The organism is Comamonas sp. UBA7840, from assembly GCF_002501455.1.
GTDB classification, from domain to species: domain Bacteria; phylum Pseudomonadota; class Gammaproteobacteria; order Burkholderiales; family Burkholderiaceae_C; genus Comamonas; species Comamonas jiangduensis.
The window spans coordinates 22,981-44,287 of the sequence record NZ_DLTI01000039.1 but is presented as its reverse complement, the minus strand read 5'-3'; the positions used below and the strand labels follow the sequence as shown (position 1 = coordinate 44,287).

Annotated in this window: 14 protein-coding genes; 9 read left to right on the top strand and 5 right to left on the bottom strand. The window is 60.1% G+C overall.

Annotation, left to right across the window (positions count from 1 at the left end; all coding sequences use genetic code 11):
- Positions 1-36 precede the first annotated feature (36 nt).
- Both B3R00_RS14620 and B3R00_RS14615 read right to left on the bottom strand, forming a co-directional pair.
- The gene (locus B3R00_RS14620; protein ID WP_284213108.1) at positions 37-993 is read right to left on the bottom strand and encodes a homoserine kinase; all 957 of its coding nucleotides are present in this window, start codon (positions 991-993) and stop codon (positions 37-39) included.
- Positions 994-1,061: 68 nt separating this feature from the next.
- A complete protein-coding gene (locus B3R00_RS14615; RefSeq protein WP_219162768.1) occupies positions 1,062-1,397 on the bottom strand; it encodes a hypothetical protein in 336 nt (111 codons plus the stop codon).
- A 135-nt stretch (positions 1,398-1,532) separates the two neighbouring features.
- Here B3R00_RS14615 and polA point away from each other — a divergent pair, with 135 nt between their 5' ends.
- Complete coding sequence (polA, locus tag B3R00_RS14610) at positions 1,533-4,385, top strand: DNA polymerase I (protein ID WP_286999623.1); 2,853 nt, start codon at positions 1,533-1,535, stop codon at positions 4,383-4,385.
- Positions 4,386-4,498: 113 nt separating this feature from the next.
- Here the strand turns inward: polA and B3R00_RS14605 are convergent, their stop codons facing one another.
- Complete coding sequence (locus B3R00_RS14605; protein ID WP_286999622.1) at positions 4,499-5,623, bottom strand: type I restriction endonuclease; 1,125 nt, start codon at positions 5,621-5,623, stop codon at positions 4,499-4,501.
- 90 nt (positions 5,624-5,713) lie between these two features.
- On the opposite strand from B3R00_RS14605, the gene B3R00_RS14600 reads away from it, so the two are divergent.
- The 3 genes from B3R00_RS14600 to B3R00_RS14590 all read left to right on the top strand — a co-directional run bounded on the left by B3R00_RS14600 (position 5,714) and on the right by B3R00_RS14590 (position 7,766).
- Complete coding sequence (locus B3R00_RS14600; RefSeq protein WP_286999621.1) at positions 5,714-6,427, top strand: AzlC family ABC transporter permease; 714 nt, start codon at positions 5,714-5,716, stop codon at positions 6,425-6,427.
- Positions 6,424-6,732: an AzlD domain-containing protein gene (locus B3R00_RS14595; RefSeq protein WP_286999620.1), complete on the top strand. Its 309-nt coding sequence runs from the start codon at positions 6,424-6,426 to the stop codon at positions 6,730-6,732. The genes B3R00_RS14600 and B3R00_RS14595 overlap by 4 nt, the downstream gene beginning before the upstream one ends.
- Before the next feature lie 191 nt (positions 6,733-6,923).
- A complete protein-coding gene (locus B3R00_RS14590) occupies positions 6,924-7,766 on the top strand; it encodes a ZIP family metal transporter (protein ID WP_286999619.1) in 843 nt (280 codons plus the stop codon).
- 71 nt (positions 7,767-7,837) lie between these two features.
- On the opposite strand, the gene B3R00_RS14585 is transcribed toward B3R00_RS14590, so the two are convergent.
- Both B3R00_RS14585 and B3R00_RS14580 read right to left on the bottom strand, forming a co-directional pair.
- Complete coding sequence (locus tag B3R00_RS14585; protein ID WP_286999618.1) at positions 7,838-8,620, bottom strand: LytR/AlgR family response regulator transcription factor; 783 nt, start codon at positions 8,618-8,620, stop codon at positions 7,838-7,840.
- A 30-nt stretch (positions 8,621-8,650) separates the two neighbouring features.
- Entirely contained in the window at positions 8,651-9,730 is a 1,080-nt protein-coding gene (locus B3R00_RS14580) for a sensor histidine kinase (RefSeq protein WP_286999617.1), read from the bottom strand.
- A 52-nt stretch (positions 9,731-9,782) separates the two neighbouring features.
- Between B3R00_RS14580 and argH the strand changes: the two genes are divergently transcribed.
- The 5 genes from argH to B3R00_RS14555 all read left to right on the top strand — a co-directional run bounded on the left by argH (position 9,783) and on the right by B3R00_RS14555 (position 21,263).
- Positions 9,783-11,240: an argininosuccinate lyase gene (gene argH, locus B3R00_RS14575; protein WP_286999616.1), complete on the top strand. Its 1,458-nt coding sequence runs from the start codon at positions 9,783-9,785 to the stop codon at positions 11,238-11,240.
- 191 nt (positions 11,241-11,431) lie between these two features.
- Positions 11,432-12,472, top strand: coding sequence for a Bug family tripartite tricarboxylate transporter substrate binding protein (locus B3R00_RS14570; RefSeq protein WP_376747609.1), 1,041 nt, complete (start codon positions 11,432-11,434; stop codon positions 12,470-12,472).
- Between the two features lie 232 nt (positions 12,473-12,704).
- Complete coding sequence (locus B3R00_RS14565) at positions 12,705-18,623, top strand: alpha-2-macroglobulin family protein (protein ID WP_286999614.1); 5,919 nt, start codon at positions 12,705-12,707, stop codon at positions 18,621-18,623.
- An 89-nt stretch (positions 18,624-18,712) separates the two neighbouring features.
- Positions 18,713-19,015 carry a YciI-like protein gene (locus B3R00_RS14560; RefSeq protein ID WP_174863515.1) on the top strand — a complete coding sequence of 101 codons (303 nt, stop codon included), beginning with the start codon at positions 18,713-18,715 and terminating at the stop codon, positions 19,013-19,015.
- A gap of 190 nt (positions 19,016-19,205) precedes the next feature.
- A complete protein-coding gene (locus tag B3R00_RS14555) occupies positions 19,206-21,263 on the top strand; it encodes a BCCT family transporter (RefSeq protein ID WP_286999613.1) in 2,058 nt (685 codons plus the stop codon).
- Positions 21,264-21,307 lie beyond the last annotated feature (44 nt).

The following is a 21,307-nucleotide window of genomic DNA, read 5'->3' as shown; positions in this document are numbered from 1 at the left end:
AGCTGCAGCGCCCGCGCAGGGCGTGCGTGCCGTGCTTTAGGCCAGGACAACGGGGTAGGCCACGCGCTGGCGCAGCACGCGCTCAAAGTGCGTGGGGTCGTGGGGCACCAGCATGGCGGCTTCGCGCGGCAGGTAGTAATCCCACAGGCGCGAGATCCAAAAGCGCAGCGCCCCGGCACGCAGCATGGCGTTGAACAGCTGGCGCTCTGCGGCTTCCAGCGGGCGCACCGCCTGGTAGGCATCAATCATGGCCTGGGCCTTGGCCGCATCGTGCGCGCCCGTGGCGTGGTCAATGCACCAGTCATTGAGGCATACACACAGGTCGAACAGGAAGGTGTCGCAGCCCGCAAAGTAAAAGTCAAAGAACCCGGTGAGTGCTTCACCATCAAACATCACGTTGTCGCGGAACAGGTCTGCATGCACAGGGCCACGGGGCAGGGCCTGGTAGGCGCTGGAGGCGGCAGTGTGGTTCTGGAAAGCCAGCTCGGCCTGCAGCAGGTCTGCAGCGTCTTGTTCCAGGTGGGGCAAGACGGTGGGCACCGTGGCATTCCACCAGGGCAGGCCCCGCAGATTGGGTTGCTCGCGGTCGTAGTCTTGGCCTGCCAGGTGCATTTTGGCCAGCATGTCTCCCACGGCAGCGCAGTGCATAGGCGCTGGTTGCAGCTGGCTTTGGCCACGCAGTTTTTGCACGATGGCGGCAGGCTTGCCGCAGACCTTGTGCAGGATGTCGCCGCTTTTCTCGTCGGCCTGAGGGTCAGGCACGGGGATGCCCTTGTGGGCCAGGTGCTTCATCAGGTACAGATAAAACGGCAGTTGCTCGGCGCTCAGGCGCTCGAACAAAGTTAACACCCACTCTCCTTGATCCGTCGTCAGGAAGTAGTTGGTGTTTTCAATGCCACCTTGAATGCCACGCAGTGCGGTGAGTTGGCCCAGGGGAACGCGGCGCAGCAAATCGCGCGCGTCTTTGTCAGAGACTTCGGTAAAAACGGCCATGCTCAGGCTAAAAAAATGAAAAACCTGCTGTGGCTCAGGCGCGACAGCAGGCGTAGGGATGGGAGTGCTTAAAACTGGAGTGCGCGCCAGACGCGGCGGCCATTGGTGCCGTCGCTGCCCTCGGTGTTTTGCGGCTGCACCTCATACGAGGGCAAATTACCGACCTTGGGTTGCACGGTGATGTTCTTGGTTTCACCGCCCACGCGCAGCTCGTCCACGCGGCTGCCACCGTCTTCAACCCGAATGCGCTCAATGCGCTGGTTGCGCTTGTCACCTTTTTGCTCTGATTTGGTGAGCTGCTCAGGTGCCTGGGCATTGGGTTGGGGCGAATTTTCGCCCTTGTCCTGTGCCAGCACAGGTGCTGAGAGCAGGAGGGAGGTGAGGAGGAGGGTGGCTGCGCGCATGTCGCCATTGTATTTCTGTTGCGGCGCGCAGGCTATGTGGGATCGGTGTTGGGCTTTGGCGCAGGTGGTCAAAGCGTGCAACGGCAAAACCATTCCCATTCCAGCGGTGCCGCGCGGCAGGCACAATCGACCGCTATGAGCAAATCCAAGACTTTGGTGCTGGTAGACGGCTCCAGCTATCTGTACCGCGCCTACCATGCCATGCCCGACCTGCGTGCCGTGCCCGGCGACCCGAGCAGCCCGGCCACGGGTGCCATTCGCGGCATGATCAACATGATGCAGGCGCTGCGCAAAGACGTGGTGGCGGACTACGCGGTGTGCGTGTTCGATACGTCTGGCCCCACCTTCCGTGATGCCATGTACGACCAGTACAAGGCCACGCGCTCGCCCATGCCCGATGACCTGCGCACCCAGATCGAGCCCATCCACCAGGTGGTGGACCTGCTGGGCTGGAAAGTGCTGGCGGTGCCCGGCGTGGAAGCCGACGACGTGATTGCCACGCTGGCCCACATGGCCGCGGCCCAAGGTATGGAGGTGATAGTCTCCAGCGGCGACAAGGACTTGAGCCAGCTGGTCAACGAGCGCATCACCATCATAGACACCATGAACGGCAAGCGCCGCGATGTGGCAGGGGTTACGGCCGAGTTTGGTGTGCCCCCCGAGAAGATGATTGATTACCAGGCCTTGGTGGGCGACACCGTGGACAACGTGCCCGGCGTGACCAAGGTAGGCCCCAAGACGGCTGCCAAATGGCTGGAGGAATACGGCTCCCTGGACAACCTGATTGCCAACGCTGATGCCATCAAGGGCGTGGCGGGCAACAACCTGCGCGAAGCGATTGCCAACGGCCAGCTGGCGCTGAGCCGCCAGTTGGTGACCATGAAAACCGACTGCGAGTTGACCGACTACATTCCGGGTCTGCCCGCGTTGGACGACATCACGCTGGATGCGCCAGACAACGCCCAGCTGCTGCCGTTTTATGAGCAGTACGGCTTCAAAGGCCTGGCACGGGCCATTGCCAGTGTCGCCAGCGCAGCTAGTGCCGCCAGCGCCGCTGTCGATGAACCCGCCGCCCCATCCAAAGCAGAGAAAGCGGCCAAGCCTGCTGCCGCCTCGCCCCAGGGCGATATGTTTGACATGGACGACGCAGCCGCCACCGAAGTGGCCGTGGTTGCCCAGCAGCGCGATGTGGTTTACACCACCATCCTCACCGAAGATCAGTTCCACAGCTGGCTGGCCAAAATCAATGCTGCCGACTTGACGGCGATTGATACCGAAACCGATTCACTCGATGAAATGGTGGCGCAGATCGTCGGTATCAGCTTGAGCGTGCAGGTGGGTGAGGCGGCCTACATTCCGCTGCGCCACGAAGGCATGGAGGTGCCGCAACAACTGCGTATGGATTGGGTGTTGGCGCAGCTCAAGCCATGGCTGGAAGACGCCAGCAAGAAAAAGCTGGGCCAGCACGTGAAGTACGACCAGCATGTGTTTGCCAACCACGGCATCACCGTGCGCGGCTATGCGCACGACACCATGCTGCAGTCCTATGTGCTGGAAGTGCACCGCCCCCACAACCTGACCAGCCTGGCGCTGCGCCACGTGAACCGCACCGGCATCACCTATGAAGCACTGTGCGGCAAGGGCAAGGGCCAGATTCCGTTTGCGCAGGTGCCTGTAGACCAAGCGGCGGCTTACAGTTGCGAAGATTCCGATCAAACCCTGGACGTACATGGCGTGCTGTGGCCGCAAATTCAGGCCAACGCCGGCTTGCTGCAGATCTATGAATTGGAGATGCAGACCAGCGAAGCGCTGTTCCGCATTGAGCGCAACGGTGTACGCATTGACGCCGGAGAGCTGGCGCGCCAGAGCAATGACTTGGGCGCGCGCATTCTGCAGCTCGAAAACGAGGCGTATGAGATTGCGGGCCAGCCCTTCAATTTGGCATCTCCCAAGCAGCTGGGCGAAATCTTCTTTGACAAGCTGGGCATGCCCGTGGTGAAGAAAACCGCCACCGGCGCACGCAGCACGGACGAAGAGGTGCTGGAAAAACTGGCCGAATACTACCCGCTGCCCGCCAAGTTGCTGGAGCACCGCAGCCTGTCCAAACTCAAAGGCACGTACACCGACAAGCTGGCGCAAATGGCGCTGCCGCGCACCGGCCGTGTGCACACGCACTATGCGCAGGCCGTGGCCGTGACCGGGCGCCTGTCCAGCAACGATCCGAACCTGCAAAACATTCCCGTGCGCACCCCTGAAGGGCGCCGCGTGCGCGAAGCCTTTGTGGCCCCAGAAGGCAAGCTGATTGCCAGCGCCGACTACTCGCAAATTGAGCTGCGCATCATGGCTCACCTCAGTGGCGATGAGGCGCTGCTCAACGCCTTCAAGCACGGTCTGGACGTGCACAAGGCCACCGCAGCCGAAGTCTTTGGCGTGCGCGTGGATGAGGTGACCAGCGAGCAGCGCCGCTACGCCAAAGTGATTAACTTTGGCCTGATTTACGGCATGAGCAGCTTTGGCTTGGCCAAAAATCTGGGCATCGAGACCAAGGCCGCGGCCGCTTACATCGACAAATACTTCCAGCGTTATCCCGGCGTGAAGCGCTACATGGACGAAACCGTGGCCCTGGCCCATGCCCAAGGCTATGTGGAAACCGTGTTTGGCCGACGTTTGTACCTGCCTGAGATCAACGGTGGCAGCGGCCCGCGCAAGAAAGCCGCCGAGCGCGCGGCCATCAATGCGCCCATGCAGGGCACGGCCGCCGATTTGATCAAGAAAGCCATGGTGGCCGTGCAGGCCAAGCTGGATGCGGAGAAGCCCGGCATCATGGTCATCATGCAGGTGCACGACGAACTGGTGTTTGAGCTGCCCGCCAGCGAAGCCGACTGGCTGCGTGCACACATCCCCGCAGTGATGGCGGATGTGGCGCAGCTATCGGTGCCGTTGCTGGCCGAAGTGGGGGTGGGGCAGAACTGGGAGAAGGCGCATTAATGATCCATGTGCTCATCAAAATAAGAGCTGCTAGCGCTTGATACCAAAAGGGTTCAGATAGATTTGTATCTGAACCCTTTGTTTCGTAAGCGTAAGAAGCTATAAAAATTTCTTTACGGTGTTTCGATGCTTTCTTCTGTGTACTGTTTGGCGGCGTTGCGCAGCGCGGTGGTGAACGCATAGATATCGTCCAGTCCGTTGATGGGGTGGCGTTTTTCCACGCGGTGTTCGTCCATCAACCCAATGTATTTTTGGCTGCGGTTGAAGTGCAGGCGGCAGATAGGGCGACGGTTGTTGTCATCCACCAAGATGCCGAAATAGCTTTGTGTGTCTCTGTAGTGCACGCGCTTGACGTCGATCACCTTGCGCACGATGGCCCGCACAATGTGGAAGCCCTCCAGCTCCTCCACCGTGGTTTCCACAGCGTGGTCGTCGCCAGCATCGCCGCTGGCTTCGCTGGGCGCCAAGGTGGGGGCTTGCGCTGGCATATGCGCAGCCGCGGGCACTAGCAAAGCGGGTGATGTGCCGTGCAGTGCATTCTTGAGGCGGTCATTGATCTGGTCATTCAAAAACTGCACCATGGCTTTTCGGGTCAACGCCGTGAATTGGTCCCGTACTTTTTGCGTCACGATACCGTCGTACACGCGGGCGCAAATCAGTTTGACGAGGGCTTCTGAGGGGAGGGTGAATTCATTGGCCAGTTGCTTCTTGATTTGGCTGATGTACTTCAGCTCTTCGGCCGAGTTGATGATGGATTCCAGGTCAAAGGCGGTCTTGGTCAGCTTGGCGAGCTCGGGAATCACATGCTCATCAAGATCCAGCAGATCCAGTTCTAAAAATGGCTTTTCATCCATTTTGTTGACGGCATCCAAATCGGTGAAAAACTTATAGTGGCGACCATTCGTCAGTATGGAGATGCGAGCAGTCGTAACGTGAAAGTAGCGGAATAACTGCGAAGCATGGTTGACGTTCAAAGTTTCACCGAGCTTTTTGCACTCAATGAGAATTTGCACCTCGTCGTTCTTCAAAATGGCATAGTCAATTTTTTCCCCTTTTTTGGTGCCGACATCGCACGTGAACTCGGGGACAACTTCGTGCGGATCAAAAACGTCGTATCCAAGTACAGATTGGATGAAGGGCATGACCAACGCATTTTTGGTGGCTTCTTCGGTTTGAATCGTGGCTTGAATGCTTTGCAGCTTGGTGCTGAGAGCATTGAGTTTTTCAACAATTTCCATGGTTTTCTCACTCCTTTGTCGAACGAAGGTATGGAATACACACGCTTTGTGAGTGCAGTGAAAACCCCAGTGTTTGTTTTATGGGTTGAAATGTTTCTAAATCAAAAAAGTAGGTTTACCCCTGCGGTGCGCATGGGGCTGTCGATTTCCGTGGCCACCGGGCTGTACGGCATTTCCTTTGGTGCCCTGGCGGTGGCTGCCGGCTTGAGCGTATGGCAGGCCATGGCCTTGAGTGCGCTGATGTTTACGGGTGGTTCGCAATTTGCCTTCATCGGTGTGATTGCCGGGGGCGGGGCAGGCTCAGCCGCCTTGGGGGCGGCCAGCTTGCTGGGCGTGCGCAACGCGGTGTATGGCATGCAGATGAATCGCATGCTGCAGCCCTTGGGCTGGCGCAAATGGCTGGCCGCGCAGGTGACGATCGATGAATCTGCGGCCACAGCCTCGGGGCAGCGTGACCCTGCGGAGCAGCAGCGCGGTTTCTGGACAGCAGGCATTGGTGTGTTTGTGCTGTGGAATGCGTTTACCTTGCTCGGCGCCATGCTGGGCGATGCGTTAGGAGACCCTCGCCAGTGGGGGCTGGATGGTGCGGCCGTGGCGGCTTTTCTGGGGCTGCTGTGGCCGCGTTTGCAGCAGCGCGAGCCGGTGGCGCTGGCTGTGCTGTGCGGCGTGGTCACGGCTTTGGCGGTGCCGCTGTTGCCGCCGGGCTTGCCGATTTTGGTCGCTGCCGTGGTGGGTGCAGCCTGGGGGTGGTGGCGCAGTGCACGGCTGGCCCAGGATGCGGTGAAAGAGGCGGTGGCAGCATGAGTTTGTGGCACTGGATTGTGTTGGCCTGTGGCGTCGCGTTTGCGACCAAATGGCTGGGTTACGCCATCCCCGCACGGTTTTTGCAAAACCCGCGCATGACGCACATTGCCGCGTGCATGACCGTAGCGTTGTTGGCGGCATTGACGGTCATGAATACCTTTGCCCAGGGTGACAGCTTGGCGCTGGATGCACGATTGGCCGCCCTGCTGGTGGCGGCTGTGGCTTTATGGCTGCGCGCGCCATTTTTGCTGGTGGTGGTGCTGGGGGCTGCAAGTGCAGCGCTGCTGCGGTGGCTGGGGTATTGAAGCTGCTTGGTTGCGTGCAATTTGCAGGCTTGGCCTCTTGACAGCTTGTGTACGCTGTTCTGTGAAGTGGTTCACCAACGTGCGGAGCACCCACGTGAGCCACTCAGTCAGCCGCAGGCATCGCTGCACTGCTTGCGGGGATTAGAGAAAATGCTGCGCATTTGGGGACACCGTCCCGAGAGAAAACATCTATGACATTGGTCGCTATTATTTTGGCCACCCTGGCTTCCGGGATTGGAAGCGTGTGGGTGGCTAACTTGCTTTTGAAGGTGGGCTTTGGCAAAAACCAGAGTGACCGCGCGCAACAGGGTTTGTTGAGTTTGGCTGCCGGCGCTTTGCTGGCCACGGCGTTCATGCACTTGCTGCCGGAGGCCTTCAACAGCGAAGCCAGCGCGCACGATTTATTCATGACGCTGCTGATTGGCGTGGTGTTCTTTTTCTTGCTGACCAAGGCGGAGCTGTGGCACCACGGACATGAACACAATCATGGGCATGTCTACCACGACCATGATGAGGCGCACGCACATTCCCATGACCACGCACATGCACATGCACACGGTCACCAGCACGGCACGAAAAGCAGTGGCTGGTCGCTGCTCACCGGTGACAGCGTGCACTGTTTTGGCGATGGTATTTTGATTGCCTCTGCTTTTGTGGCTGATATTCGCTTGGGGCTGATTGCCGCAGTATCGGTGTTGGCCCACGAGGTGCCGCACCACATTGGCGACTTGGTGGTGCTGCGCAATAGCAAGCACCGTAATTTGGCCTTGCTCAAGGTGTCACTGGCTGGGGCTGTGACCGCACTGGGCGGTATTTGTGGCTATTTCTTGGTCGGCCATCTGGAAGAGTCGCTGCCGTATTTTTTGGTGGTGGCATCGAGCAGCTTTGTGTATGTGGCGCTGTCAGATTTGATTCCCCAGCTGCAAAAACGCCTGTCTGCCAAAGAAAGCCTGGTGCAAGTGGCGTGGCTGGTCACGGGCATTGTCTTGGTCACGCTGGTCAGTGGTCTGGCGCATGGCGGCCACGGGCACTGAAGGCTGGCACCATAAAAAATGGCACCTTGGGGTGCCATTTTTTATGCCGGTATGGTTGGATGGACTATGGTTTACGCAGGTTCTGTTTGTGGCGCATCAGTGCGGCGCCCCACGTTTTGAATGGCTGCCCGCACTGTGGATAGTTGGCGGCGCGAGACCTGCAAGATTTCAGGCACGCTGTGCAGGCGCATGGCCCAGCATTCCCCTTCTTCATCGTTGTAATGCTTGTCCAGCTTGAGCATCTGGGCAGGATTGACCAAGGCATTGCGGTGGATACGAAGAAACTGGTTCGGAAAACGGTGTTCCAGTTCACTCAATGAACTGTCCAAAATGTAGGTGCGTGCAGCAGTGCGCACGGTGACATATTTTTGCTCTGCTTTTAAATACACGATTTGGTGCAAAGGCACGCGCTCGGCACGGCCGCGATCACGAATTACCAGCGCGGGCGCCGCCTCGCTGTGGTCGGCAGCGCCTTCCAGGGTGCGCAGGCGGCGCACTTTGGCAATAGCTTGGTGCAGCCGCTCCAAGCGCACGGGCTTGGTGAGGTAATCCACCGCTTCTACCTCAAAAGCACTGGCGGCATACATGGAGTGCGCAGTGACAAACACCAAGGCTGGAGGCTGTGCCATGGTGCGCAGTGTTTGTGCCAGCACCATGCCGTCCTGGCCCGGCATTTGGATGTCGAGCAACAGCAAATCCACGGGGAGTTCAGTGCGCCGCAAAAATTCTTGGGCTTGCGCGACATTGGCGGCCTCTTCCACCACAAAAGGGGCGGCGGGGTCTTCACACTCACTGAGCAGAACGCGCAAACGATTGCGGGCCAACAGTTCATCATCAACAATCAGCACATGCATCTCTTATCTCCGATGGTTATGGTTGTGCATTTAACTGGACGGTAGAGAAATACGAACCTCAAAAACACCGTGTTTGGGTGCTGCACTGAATGTGGCATCGACATCGTGCAACAGGCGCAAACGTCGCTCTACGTTAGCAAGAGCAATCCCCTGACCTTTATGTATCAACGGCTTATCGCCGAGATGTTTGGACGAAGTCAGTGTATTGGTGACACGTAGCAAAAGAAATTTTTTTTGAGTGAGTTGCGCGGAGATTGTTACTTTTGCGCCAATCTGCGAGGGTTCCACCCCATGCTTGACGGCGTTCTCTACCAGGGGCTGCAGCAGCAGCGGAGGCAGCCGAACGTGCAGGGCGTGGGGGTCTAAATCCCATTGCACTTGCAGTCGTGGACCAAAGCGGGTTTGCTCAATATCCAAATAGCGTTGTGCCAACGCAATCTCTTCGCTCAGTGGAATGGTGCTGCGAGGGTCTTGCAGCGTGGCACGAAACAGATCGCTCAAATCTTCCAATAAACGCTCGGCTTTGGAGGGTTCGTCGCGCACCAGGGCAATCGCACTGTTGAGGGCGTTAAATAAAAAATGCGGGCGTATGTGCGCTTGCAGGGCCGTGAGTTGTGCCTTGGTGGCCGCAGGCGTTCGGCCTTCTGCGCGCAGCACCAAATAGCCCACCAATACTGCGGCCAAGATGCCGCCGGTGATGGCATTTGCGAGCCAGTGCATGCGCACTACCTCCCCAGAAATGGCCAGCATCGCGGTGGCGTAAAGCCCCGCTACGACCCCAAGCACAATGCCGATGGCGTACTGGTGTGGGCTGTCCATGCGGTGCAAAACGCGCTTGAGGCTGCAGGCCAACAGCAACCAAACAAGGGTGCCGGGTAGCCCGCCACTGGTGAGCCAGGCGGTATGCATCAGCCAATCCCATGCGTTGTGGCTGGTATAGAGCGCTGCAATCGCCAAGGTTAATTCCACCCCTAAAACGGCGCGCAGCACCACGCCCAGATGGCAGGCATCGAAGATCAAGACCGGCAGCGCTGCACTAGGCTGAGGGGTTGTCGCTTCTGAATATTCGTCGGTTGGCAATTGGCTCGATAAAATTTGCGGCTTGTGCATAGGGCATCCGGGTGTTCCGGGTGTCTGTCGTAATTGGAAATTCTGCCCGCCCATGTCTGATAACACCACCACCCAGCCCTCCCACAACCAGCTCGATACCAAGGCGCAGGCGTGGTCCGCGTTGTTTTCTGAGCCTATGAGCGATTTGGTCAAGCGCTACACCTCCAGCGTGTTCTTTGACCAGCGTATGTGGAAGGCGGACATCACCGGTTCTTTGGCCCACGCTGAAATGCTGGCAGCCCAAGGTGTGATTGGTCAAGATGACTATGCAGCCATTCAAAAGGGTATGACCCAGATCAAGCAAGAAATCGAATCTGGCGCGTTTGAGTGGAAGCTGGATCTGGAAGACGTGCACCTGAATATTGAAGCGCGCCTGACGGCATTGGTGGGTGATGCAGGCAAGCGATTGCACACCGGCCGCAGCCGCAATGACCAAGTGGCCACCGATGTGCGCCTGTGGTTGCGCGATGAAATCGATTTGATCGAAGGTCTGCTCAAGGAACTGCAACTGTCGCTGGTCGAAGTGGCAGAAAAGCATGTGGACGTGATTTTGCCCGGCTTTACCCACTTGCAAGTGGCGCAGCCCGTGAGTTTTGGTCACCACATGCTGGCCTATGTGGAAATGTTCAAGCGCGATGTTGAACGTATGTTGGACGTGCGCAAGCGCGTGAACGTGCTGCCCCTGGGTTCTGCCGCACTGGCTGGCACTACCTACCCGCTGGACCGCGAGCGCGTGGCCAAGACATTGGGAATGGAGGGTGTGTGCCAGAACTCCCTGGACGGCGTGTCCGACCGCGACTTCGCCATCGAATTCACGGCAGCCGCTTCGCTGTGCATGGTGCACATCTCACGCCTGTCGGAAGAGCTGATCGTGTGGATGAGCCAGAACTTTGGCTTCATCAAGATTGCCGACCGCTTCACCACTGGTTCGTCCATCATGCCTCAGAAGAAAAACCCCGATGTGCCCGAGCTGGCGCGTGGCAAGACCGGCCGTGTGGTGGGGCATCTGATGGGCCTGATCACCTTGATGAAGGGCCAGCCCCTGGCCTACAACAAGGACAACCAGGAAGACAAGGAGCCGTTGTTCGACACCGTCGATACGCTCAAGGACACGCTGCGCATCTTCGCGGAAATGATCGGCGGCCAGCTCAATCCTGCGACTGGCACCAAGGAAGGTGGCATCACCGTGAACGCGGCCAACATGCGTGCAGCGGCACTCAAGGGCTATGCCACAGCGACTGACCTGGCTGACTATTTGGTGAAAAAGGGCCTGCCTTTCCGTGACGCCCACGAAACCGTGGCACACGCCGTGAAACTGGCCACCCAAAAGGGTGTGGACCTGAGCGAATTGCCTTTGGCTGAGCTGCAGTCCTTCAACCCGAATGTGCAGGCCGACGTGTTTGACGTGCTGAGCCTGGAAGGCTCGCTGAACGCGCGCAACACCTTGGGTGGCACAGCCCCAGCGCAAGTGCGCATGCAACTGGCCAAGCACCGTGCACGGTTGGGCTAAATCACAGCGGTAGCTCACGCCTGGATCTGCCAGGCAGAGCGATAAGCAAACAAAAAGGGACGCAGTAGCGTCCCTTTTTGTTTGTGGCTGGTGGACAAGCCGGTGTTTGGTTGGCAAATAGTGATGTGATGCATCGCTATTTGCTATTAATTTTTCGTGATTTATTGAGTTTCTGCCTGCTAGGCTAGCAGATGGCCGTGTATGGCTTTTTCTGCTTTTCATTGTTGGAGAAATTTGTGACCCACGCATCTCGTCGTCGATTCCTGGCCCAAACTGCGCAACAAGCGGCAGTGCTGGCAGTTGCCAGTGGGGCCGGGTGGCGATGGTCGTGGGCTGCTGACAAGCCCATCCGCATCTTGGTCGGTTTTCCTCCCGGTGGCGGCACCGATGTAATTGCGCGTTTGCTGCAAGAGCCTTTGAGCCAGCGCCTGGGCCGTACCGTCATGATTGAGAACAAGCCCGGCGCGGGCGGTCAAATTGCCGCCCAGTTGCTCAAAACCTCGCCAGCGGATGGCAGCACCTTGTTTTTGACGCATGACCACACCATCTCTATCTTGCCGCAGGTGGTGCGCCATGCTGGTTTTGTGCCAGGGCTAGATTTTGAGCCCATGGGTGGCTTTGCCTCATTCGTGAATACCTTTGCCGTATCGGCCCTGCACCCTGCCAAAACCTTTGAAGAATATCTGGCTTGGGTGCGCAAGGATGCGGGCGGCCGCAGCGCGGTAGGTATTCCAGCGCCAGCTTCCACCCCCGAGTTTTTGGTGAAGCAATTGGCCAGCCGCTATCAGCTGGATCTGATCTCTGCACCTTACAAGGGCAGTGCACCCATGATTGCGGACTTGCTGGGCCGCCAGATTGAGGCAGGCATCGGGTCGGTGCAAGACTTTGTGCACTACCACAAGCAAGGCAAGTTGCGCGTGCTGGCGGTGCTGGGCGGCAAGCGCCAGCCTTTGTTGCCCGAGGTGCCCACATTCAGTGAACTGGGCATGCAAGGGCTGGAAGATATGCCGTATTACGGCATTTATGCCCCCAAAGGGGTGCCTGCACGCTTCACTCAGCGCTTTGCCCAAGCGCTGGCGGAGAGCGTGCAAGAGCCCGCCATTCGCAAACAGCTCGAAGAGATCGGCTTGGTTGTCGAGCCGATGACGCCCCAGCAGTTGCACCAGCGTGAGCAGGCCTACACCGGCGTTTGGCAACGCATCATCCAGAGCAGTGGTTTTCAGCCCCAGTGACCGCGCTTGTTTGGGTGCAAAGCCGCGCGCTATAGGCTGCGGCTTTTTTGAGAGGCAGGCAACTACCCCGTATCCGGGCTAGGAGTGGTGCTCGCTCAATGCTAGGCTATGGCCCATTTCCTAACAAAGATCAGTTGGCATCTGTGGGCGCGTACAAGCTGAGACCGCCTTTGCGCACACCGCAAGAGGGTGCAGTGATGGTGTTGGCTGCTTTCTCCAAAGAGGCATGGGCATGTATTTGACACGGTTATGGGGGCTGGTAGCGCTTGGTGCGGGCCTGAGTGGGGGCGCCCATGCGCTGTCTATCAGCCAGGTGACGCCCAGCGGTAGTGTCAATGAGGTCCAGCAAATTGTGGTGCAGACCTCTGCCGATGCGGTGCGGCCGGGCAACGCCCAAGCGCTAGCGCCGGTGCGGGTGCAGTGTGTGCCAGCACAGGCTGCCCAAGGCATGGGGCGTTGGAACCATGCGCGCGAGTGGGTGTGGCAATTCAACCAGCCCGTGCCTGCAGGCACGCGTTGCCAGATTCAGCCCGAAAAATCATTCAAATCGCCTTCCGGCGCAGTGTTGACGGGCGCTGCTAGCTATCAGTTTGAAGTTGCTGGGCCCACCATCATTCAGACATGGCCAGCCACGTATGAAGCCGTGGATGAGTCGCAGACCTTTGTACTCAAGCTCAACGGCGCAGCCACCGCCCCCAGCTTGCAGCAGCACGTGCATTGCCGGGCTGAAGGTGTGGGCGAGCGCATTCCGGTGCGCCTGCTGGATGCCAGCAAGACGCAAGCAGTGCTCAAAGCCTTGGACATCCAGGGCAAAGGCAGTTATGTGGCGCTGGAGTGCAACCGGCGTTTGACCGCAGGCAGCCGCATGCAGCTGGTGTATGGCGCCGGCGTACAAATGACCAGCGGGGTGAGCAACAAGCACCCTCAAACGCTGGATTACCAGGTGCGCCCAGCCTTTACGGCAGAGCTGCAGTGCCAGCGTGAACGCGCGAACGCCGGTTGCTTGCCGATTCGTGATCTGGTGCTGTCTTTTTCAGCACCGGTGCCGCAGGCGCAGGCTAAGCAGGTGCAACTGGTGCTCCATGGCAAAAAAATTCAGCCGGTGCTGGATAAAGAGACCCTAACCACCGTCAGCGAGGTGCGTTTTCCAGCGCCGCTGGAGCCTTTGGGCAAATACCAGTTGGTGTTGCCCGAAAATTTTCAAGACGATGCGGGGCGCAGTCTGGCGAATGCGGGGGCTTTCCCCATGGCCGTGACCATGGGCGATACCCCACCGCTGGTGAAGTTTGCGGTCGCGCCGTTTGGCGTGCTGGAGCGCTTTGCGGAAGGCGAGGATGGCACCGCCGTGTTACCGGTGACGGTGCGCAAGGTGGAGGCCATGGACGGCAGCGCAGGCGCCCCAGCCCGCACCGCGGGGGCACAAGTGCGGAATCTGCGGGTAGGCACTGATGCCGACATCATCCGCTGGTGGGACTTGGTGCAGCGCTATGACCGCAGCTGGATGCGTCGCAAGGATGCGCAGCGGGATCTGAAATCTCCCCTGCCTGCACCGCTGGATGCTGAAGATCGCGACTCCATCGCGCCGCGCACGGTGTCGCTGCTCCAAGGACAAGCGGGCGTGCAGACCTTGCATCTGCCCAAGTCCCAGGATGGCGATCCGCGCCCTTTTGAAGTGGTGGGCATACCCATTTCCACCCCGGGCTTTCATGTGCTGGAGGTGGAATCGCCCCGGCTGGGCGCCGCGTTGCTGGACGAGCGCATGGGGGCCCAGCGCAGCATGTTTGTGCGTACCTCAGCCTTGGTCACCAATTTGGCGGTGCACCTCAAACTCGGGCGTGAAGGCGCTGCAGTGTGGGTGACTTCGCTGGACAAGGGCAAACCTGTGGCGGGTGCTGATGTGCAAGTATCAGATTGCCGGGGCAAGCCCCACGCTGCAGGCAAGACCGATGCCCAAGGCCTGCTGATGCTGCAGGATTTGGACAAGGAGGCGCCGCGCTGTAACAACCACGAAGGCAGCGGCCAGTGGTTTGCCAGCGCACGCTACAGCGATAAAGGCGTGCCAGACATGGCGTTTGTCTGGAGCGATTGGCAGCGTGGTATTGAGCCATGGCGTTTCAATATGCCTACTTCTTGGGGGCGCGGGCCCGAATTGGTGGCGCATACGGTGCTGGATCGCAATCTGGTGCGCGCCGGTGAAACCGTGTCGATGAAGCACTTTGTGCGCCAGCAAACCTTGCAAGGGCTGGCGCTGCCGCAAGACTGGCCTGCAGAGTTGGTGATTACCCATGTCGGCAGCGGCCAGCAATACAAGCAGTCACTGCAGTGGGCGGCCACGCACAACGGTGGGCGCAATGCCATCAGCAGTTTTGTGGCCCCCGCAGCCGCCAAGCTGGGCCTGTATACGGTAGAGCTGCGCTGGTCAGAGCAGGCCCATGGCGGCCAGCGCGTGCTGCAGTCGGGTGAGTTCCGGGTGGAGGCATTTCGTCTGCCGGTCTTTCAAGGCAGCGTGCAGCCCGTGGACAAAGCGGCATTGGTGCAGCCCAAGGCAATTCCGGTGGCGGTCAGCCTGAACTTTATCAATGGCGGTGCCGCCAGCGGCCATCCCGTGCAAGTCAGCGCCCTGCTGCGTGAGCGTGGGGTGAGTTTTGAGCGCTGGGCAGGCTACAGCTTCCGTGCGCCGCGTTCCCAGCAGGAGGTGGATCGTGCGGCGGAAGACAGTGGTGGCGATGGCGCACGCTTGGTGGCTGATAAGCTGCCCCTGAGCTTGGATGAGCAGGGGCAGGGCCAGGTGACGCTGCCTGCTTTACCCCCTGTCCAAGCTGCACAAGATTTGGTGTTGGAGGCCAGCTTTGCCGACCCGAATGGCGAAATCCAGACCCTGCGCAGCAGCCGCAGCGTGTGGCCTTCGGCAGTGCTGGCTGGGATTCGCACCGAGGGGTGGATGTCGGTGGGCCGCAAGATGCGTTTGCAGGCGGTGGCGGTGGACACCCAAGGCAACCCGCAAGCCGGGGTGCCATTGAAGGTGCAGGCGGTGCAGCACACCACCACCACCACCCGCAAGCGTTTGGTGGGCGGCTTCTACACGTATGACAACCAGCGCAGCAGCAAGAGCTTGGGCGAGGTGTGCAGCGGCAAGAGCGACGCACGCGGTTTGCTGCTGTGCGAGGTGCAGGTGGTGGAAGCCGGGGAGGTGGAGCTGATTGCTTCTGCCCAAGACCAGCAAGGTCATACCGCGCAGGCGGCGGACACCGTATGGGTAACGGGGCAAGGCGAGCTGTGGTTTGGGGGGCAAGACCATGACCGTATGGATGTGCTGGCGGAAAAAACCAGCTACAGCCCCGGAGAAACCGCCAAGCTGCAAGTGCGCATGCCTTTCCGTGAAGCGACGGCCTTGGTGAGTGTGGAGCGTGAAGGCGTGCTGTACACCCAGGTCATGCAGCTGGAGGGCAAAGATCCAACGATTGCATTGCCCGTGCAAGCTGGCTGGGGCCCGAATGTCTTTGTGAGTGTGCTGGCCTTGCGTGGGCGCTTGTATGAAGTGCCGTGGTACAGCTTCTTCACCTGGGGCTACAAAGCACCGCGCCAGTGGTGGAACGCGTTTTGGTATGGCGGCAAAGAATATGTGGCACCCACCGCCATGGTGGATTTGAGCAAGCCCGCGTTCCGTTTGGGTGTGGCTGAGTTGCAGGTGCAAGACCGCTCGCAGCAGTTGCACGTGGTCGTGCAGGCCGATAAGAGTGGTTACCAAATCCGTGAAACGGCCAAAGTCACCATCCGTGCCACGCTGCCCGATGGCAAGCCTGCTGCGCATGCCGAAGTGGCTGTGGCCGCAGTAGACAAAGCACTGCTGGAGCTGTCGCCCAACCGCAGCTGGGATTTGCGCGCTGCCATGTGGCAGCGCCGTGGCTGGGTAGTGGATACCGCTACGGCACAGATGGAAGTGGTGGGGCGCCGCCACTATGGGCGCAAGGCCGCTGCACCGGGCGGTGGCGGCGGTCAGGGCGCACCCACGCGAGAGCTGCTCGACACGCTGCTGCTGTGGAACCCCAAGGTGCAGCTGAATGCACAAGGCCAAGCTGTGGTTGAGGTGCCGCTCAACGACGCACTCACCAGCTTCACCATCGTGGTGGTGGCGGACGACGGGGTGCAGCGCTTTGGCACGGGCAGTGTGGACATTCGCACCAGCCAAGACTTGCAAGTGATCAGCGGTCTGCCGCCGGTGGTGCGCGAGGGCGATCAGTTCCGCGCCATGCTGACCGTGCGCAACAGCACCGCCCAGTCCATGCAGGTCAAGTTGCAACCCCATGCAGGCGGTGTCGCGTTGAAAGCGCAAACGGTGGAGGTGCCCGCCCAAGCGGCACGGGAAGTGGCGTGGGAGGTGACGGTGCCCAACAGTTTGGCACAAGCCGCCCAGGGCGAGTGGCCGTGGCGCATTGATGCCCAGGATGCCCGAACCGGTGCCAAAGACAGTCTGGTGGTGCAACAGCGCTTGCTGCCCGCTGTGCCGCTGGCGGTGCAGCAGGCCACCATCACACAAATTGATGGTCGCTGGGAGGAAGCTTTGAGTTGGCCCGACAACGCCCTGCCCGGCAGGGGCGGGGTGCGCCTGTCGTTCAGTGACAAGCTGGCCGACAAGGACGAAGGGGTGCCCGGGCTGCGTGACTGGTGGGCAGCCTACCCGTATGCCTGTCTGGAGCAAACCGTGGGCAAGGCCATAGGCTTACGCGACCCAGCGCTGTGGCAGCAAACCATGGCGCAGTTGCCGACTTATCTGGACGACGATGGCCTGGCCATGTACTTCCCGCCGCAAGACAGCCGCCGCGCACAGGGCAGCGACACGCTGACGGCACATTTGCTGGCGGTGCACCACAGCCTCAAGGCCGTGGATGCACGCCTGCAATTGCCGGCCGCCGAGCAGGCGCGCATGGAGTCGGGCCTGATCGCCTGGGTAGAGGGGCGCATAGAGCGCAAGCACTGGAGCCCGCGCAAAGATCTGGATGTGCGCAAGCTGGCGGCCATTGCCGTGCTGGCGCGCAGTGGCAAAGCACGGCCTGCCATGTTGGAGAGCATTCGCCTTGCACCACAAGAGTGGCCAACGCATGCGCTGATCGACTGGCTCAGCATCTTGCAGCACATGCCGCAAGTGCCTGGCCATGCCGAACGCTTGGAAGAAGTGCAGCAGCTGCTCAAAACCCGCTTGTCCTACCAAGGCTCTCAAGTGGGCTTTAGCACCGATGCCAAAGACCAGTGGTGGTGGTTGATGCAAAGCGCGGATGTGAACGTGGCGCGCCTGCTGCTGACCACCATGGACGATCAGGCATGGGATGCCGAGCGCACACGGCTGGTGACGGGCTTGCTGGCCCGCCAAAAGCAGGGTTCCTGGGGGACGACCACGGCCAATACCTGGGCAGGGCTGGCGTTGCGCCAGTTCTCCCAGCGCTATGAGCGCGAAGCGGTCACGGGCAACACCACCGCCTTGCTGGGTACTGCCACCCAGACTGTGCACTGGAATGCTGCGCCTGCAGCGTCAGGGGGGGAGCCTGTGGCTGCCACTGCGGTGCCCGCCGGCAGCGCGCAAAGTGCCGACAGCACGGGCCGCAGCGTATTCCTGCCGTGGGGCGAGCGCCGCATGGGCCAGCTCAGCGTGCAACACCGTGGCACGGGCAAGCCGTGGGTGGGTTTCCAGTCGGTGGCTGCCGTGCCGCGCACCCAAGCCATGAATGCTGGTTACGTGCTTAAGAAAACCGTGACGGCAGTGCAGGGCGCCAACAGCCAAAACTGGAAGCGCGGGGATGTGGTGCGCATTCGGCTGGAGGTGAGCGCCAGTGCAGACATGACCTGGGTGGCGTTGAGCGATCCCATTCCTGCTGGTGCCACCATTTTGGGCAGTGGCCTGGGACGCGACTCGGACATTGCCCAGCAAGGCGAAGCTGCGGCTGACGGCGCGTGGCCTGATTTTGTGGAGCGCGGCGAAGACAGCTACCGGGTCTACTGGAGCTATCTGCCCAAAGGCAACGTCGCCGTGGAATACACCGTCCGCTTGAACAACGCGGGCGACTTTGCGCTGCCGCCAACGCGGGCGGAAGCCCTGTACGCGCCCGAAATGTTTGGCGAGTTGCCCAACGCGCGCTGGAAGGTGGCGCAGCCTTGAGCCGCACGCTTTGCGTCGGCCATGTGACGCTGCTGTGCACCTGCATCCGGCCGACAATCCCCGCTTTACCAATACCTGAAAGACGTTGTATGCACTATTTGCTGACCTACCACTACACCGATGATTACCTGGAGCGCCGTGGCCAATTTCGCAACGCCCACTTGCGCCAGGCGTGGGAGTGGCAAGCGCGCGGCGCATTGCTGCTGGGGGGCGCCGTGGGTGATCCGGCAGACAGCGCCGTGCTGGTGTTTGACTGCGACAACGCACAGGCGGTCGAGCAGTTTGTGCAAGCCGATGCGTATTTTCAAAATGGCCTGGTGCGCAGCTACCGCATTCAGCCGTGGACCACGGTGGTGGGTGATCAGGCGCATACGCCGATTCGGCCGGAATAATTAAAAAAGTAGCTGCCAGCGCTTGTTTTTAAAGGGATTTAATGTGATTGAACCTTGAAAACAAGGTACGACAAGCGTTGGCTGTTACTTTTTTGGAAGCAAGTAGCCAGACTGCGTGCTTTGTCTGACGTGCTGCTTGGCGGCGGGGTGCACATACTCCGACTCTCAGTCCTCTCACCGCGTGACGACCATGAACACTCCAGTCAATGAACCGGGTGCACGCACTGCACCCAAGACGACCTTCTCAGCCCCGGTGGTGGTGCCCGCTTTGCTGGTGTTGTTAGCGCTGCTGGTGCTGTGTGGCGCTTTTCCCGCGCTGGCCGACAGCATGTTCTCCCGCGCCCAGACCTGGGTGGTGGGGCATTTTGACTGGTTCTACACCGTCATCGTCACGCTGTTTTTGCTGTTTCTGGTGCTGCTTGCGGTCAGCCGCTATGGCGATATCCGCCTTGGCCCGGACGATGCCAAGCCTGAGTTCAGCTTTGTGTCGTGGACGGCCATGCTGTTTGCTGCGGGCATGGGCATTGGCCTGATGTACTTTGGCGTTGGTGAGCCGCTGCAGCATTACCTGAATCCACCCACCCAGATGGCAGGCACGGCAGGCGCGGCCAAGGAGGCGCTGGCGTCCACCTTCTTTCACTGGGGCTTTCACGCCTGGGCCATTTACGGTGTGATGGGCTTGACGCTGGCCTACTTTGGCTTCCGCTACAACCTGCCGCTGACCATGCGCTCTGGCCTGTACCCCTTGCTGCAGCACCGCATCAACGGCCCGATTGGCCACGGGGTGGATGCGTTTGCCTTGGTGGGTACGATTGCGGGCCTGGCAACCACGCTGGGCTATGGGGCCATGCAACTGGCCGCGGGCTTGAATCTGGTGACGGGGTTGGACACCAGCACCTCGGCATTTCGCATCGGCGTGATTGTGGGCGTGGTGGGATTGGCAGCCCTGTCAGCCGCTTCCGGGCTGGACAAAGGGGTGCGTCGCCTGTCTGAGTTGAATCTGATTCTGACGTTTGTGCTGCTGGGCTTTGTGCTGGTGTGCGGCCCCACGGTGTTTTTGCTGCAAGCCTTCAGTGAAAACATTGGCCACTATGCCTCTGAGTTGGTCAGCATGTCGCTGCGCACCTTTGCCTATGAACCTGCCCAAGACCCGCAGTGGTTTGGTGGCTGGACCATTCTGTACTGGGCATGGTGGATCTCCTGGTCACCTTTTGTGGGCATGTTCATCGCCCGTATTTCGCGCGGCCGCACCGTGCGCGAGTTCATCATCGGTGTGCTGCTGATTCCCACGGCCTTCAATCTGCTGTGGATGACGGCATTTGGCAATGGCGCCATCTGGATCGACACCCATGTGGCCCAGGGCGCGCTGGCGCAATCCGCTGGCAATGTGGATGCCTTGCTGTTTCGCTTTTTTGAATACCTGCCGCTGACCCGGGCCGTGTCATGGCTGGCGATTGTGTTGATTGCGCTGTTTTTTGTGACCTCGGCCGACTCTGGCGCCTATGTGGTGGATGCCATTGCTTCGCGCGGTGATCCGCAGTCGCCCATCTGGCAGCGGCTGTTCTGGGCAGCGGTGCTGGGTGTGACCGCCGTGGTGCTGCTGCTGGCAGGGGGGCTCAAGGCCTTGCAGGCCATGACGCTGGTCGCCGCCATGCCGGTGGCGGCCATCATGGGGGTGCTGTGTATTGGCTTGTGGCGCGGCATGAAGGCCGACGTGACGCATGCCCGGCAAGACCTGTCGCCTGCCACCAATTTCTGGACGGGCCAGCACTGGCGCAAGCGCTTGGAGCTGATCGTGCGCCAACCCTCCGCCGGCGATGTGAAAAGCTTTTTGCAAAAAACGGTGCTGCCTGCCATGCGTGAGGTGGCGGCCGAGCTGCAGCGCCAAGGCGTGCAGGTCCAGGTGCATGACGATAGTGCCAGCACCGAAGGCGCGGAGGCGGGCACGGTGCGCCTGGTGATACCCGCGCCGCAGCTGCGTGACTTTGTCTACGGCGTGCGGCCTCTTGCACGCAAGTTGCCTGGTTTTATGCTGACCGAGGTGACCGATGAAGCGGTCAACCAGCGGCGCCATGTGGTGGAGCCGGTGACCTTCTTTGCCGATGGCCGCGAGGGGTATGACATTCAATACCTGCGCCATGAAGAATTGATTGCAGACATTTTGCGCAACTATGAGCGTTACCTGTCAGTCAGCGCCGACCAGCGCGCGGTACTGCTCAACCGGGCGCCTGGGCATACCGAGCCCTGAGCAGTGGTGTGGAGCGATGGGTTGATGAAGTATTTGTGACGATG

Excerpts from the sequence above, each read along its gene's own strand:
- B3R00_RS14620 (WP_284213108.1), bottom strand. The coding sequence starts at position 993 with ATGGCCGTTTTTACCGAAGTCTCTGACAAAGACGCGCGCGATTTGCTG.
- B3R00_RS14615 (WP_219162768.1), bottom strand. The coding sequence starts at position 1,397 with ATGCGCGCAGCCACCCTCCTCCTCACCTCCCTCCTGCTCTCAGCACCT.
- polA (WP_286999623.1), top strand. The coding sequence starts at position 1,533 with ATGAGCAAATCCAAGACTTTGGTGCTGGTAGACGGCTCCAGCTATCTG.
- B3R00_RS14605 (WP_286999622.1), bottom strand. The coding sequence starts at position 5,623 with ATGGAAATTGTTGAAAAACTCAATGCTCTCAGCACCAAGCTGCAAAGC.
- B3R00_RS14600 (WP_286999621.1), top strand. The coding sequence starts at position 5,714 with ATGTTTCTAAATCAAAAAAGTAGGTTTACCCCTGCGGTGCGCATGGGG.
- B3R00_RS14595 (WP_286999620.1), top strand. The coding sequence starts at position 6,424 with ATGAGTTTGTGGCACTGGATTGTGTTGGCCTGTGGCGTCGCGTTTGCG.
- B3R00_RS14590 (WP_286999619.1), top strand. The coding sequence starts at position 6,924 with ATGACATTGGTCGCTATTATTTTGGCCACCCTGGCTTCCGGGATTGGA.
- B3R00_RS14585 (WP_286999618.1), bottom strand. The coding sequence starts at position 8,620 with ATGCATGTGCTGATTGTTGATGATGAACTGTTGGCCCGCAATCGTTTG.
- B3R00_RS14580 (WP_286999617.1), bottom strand. The coding sequence starts at position 9,730 with ATGCACAAGCCGCAAATTTTATCGAGCCAATTGCCAACCGACGAATAT.
- argH (WP_286999616.1), top strand. The coding sequence starts at position 9,783 with ATGTCTGATAACACCACCACCCAGCCCTCCCACAACCAGCTCGATACC.
- B3R00_RS14570 (WP_376747609.1), top strand. The coding sequence starts at position 11,432 with ATGGCCGTGTATGGCTTTTTCTGCTTTTCATTGTTGGAGAAATTTGTG.
- B3R00_RS14565 (WP_286999614.1), top strand. The coding sequence starts at position 12,705 with ATGTATTTGACACGGTTATGGGGGCTGGTAGCGCTTGGTGCGGGCCTG.
- B3R00_RS14560 (WP_174863515.1), top strand. The coding sequence starts at position 18,713 with ATGCACTATTTGCTGACCTACCACTACACCGATGATTACCTGGAGCGC.
- B3R00_RS14555 (WP_286999613.1), top strand. The coding sequence starts at position 19,206 with ATGAACACTCCAGTCAATGAACCGGGTGCACGCACTGCACCCAAGACG.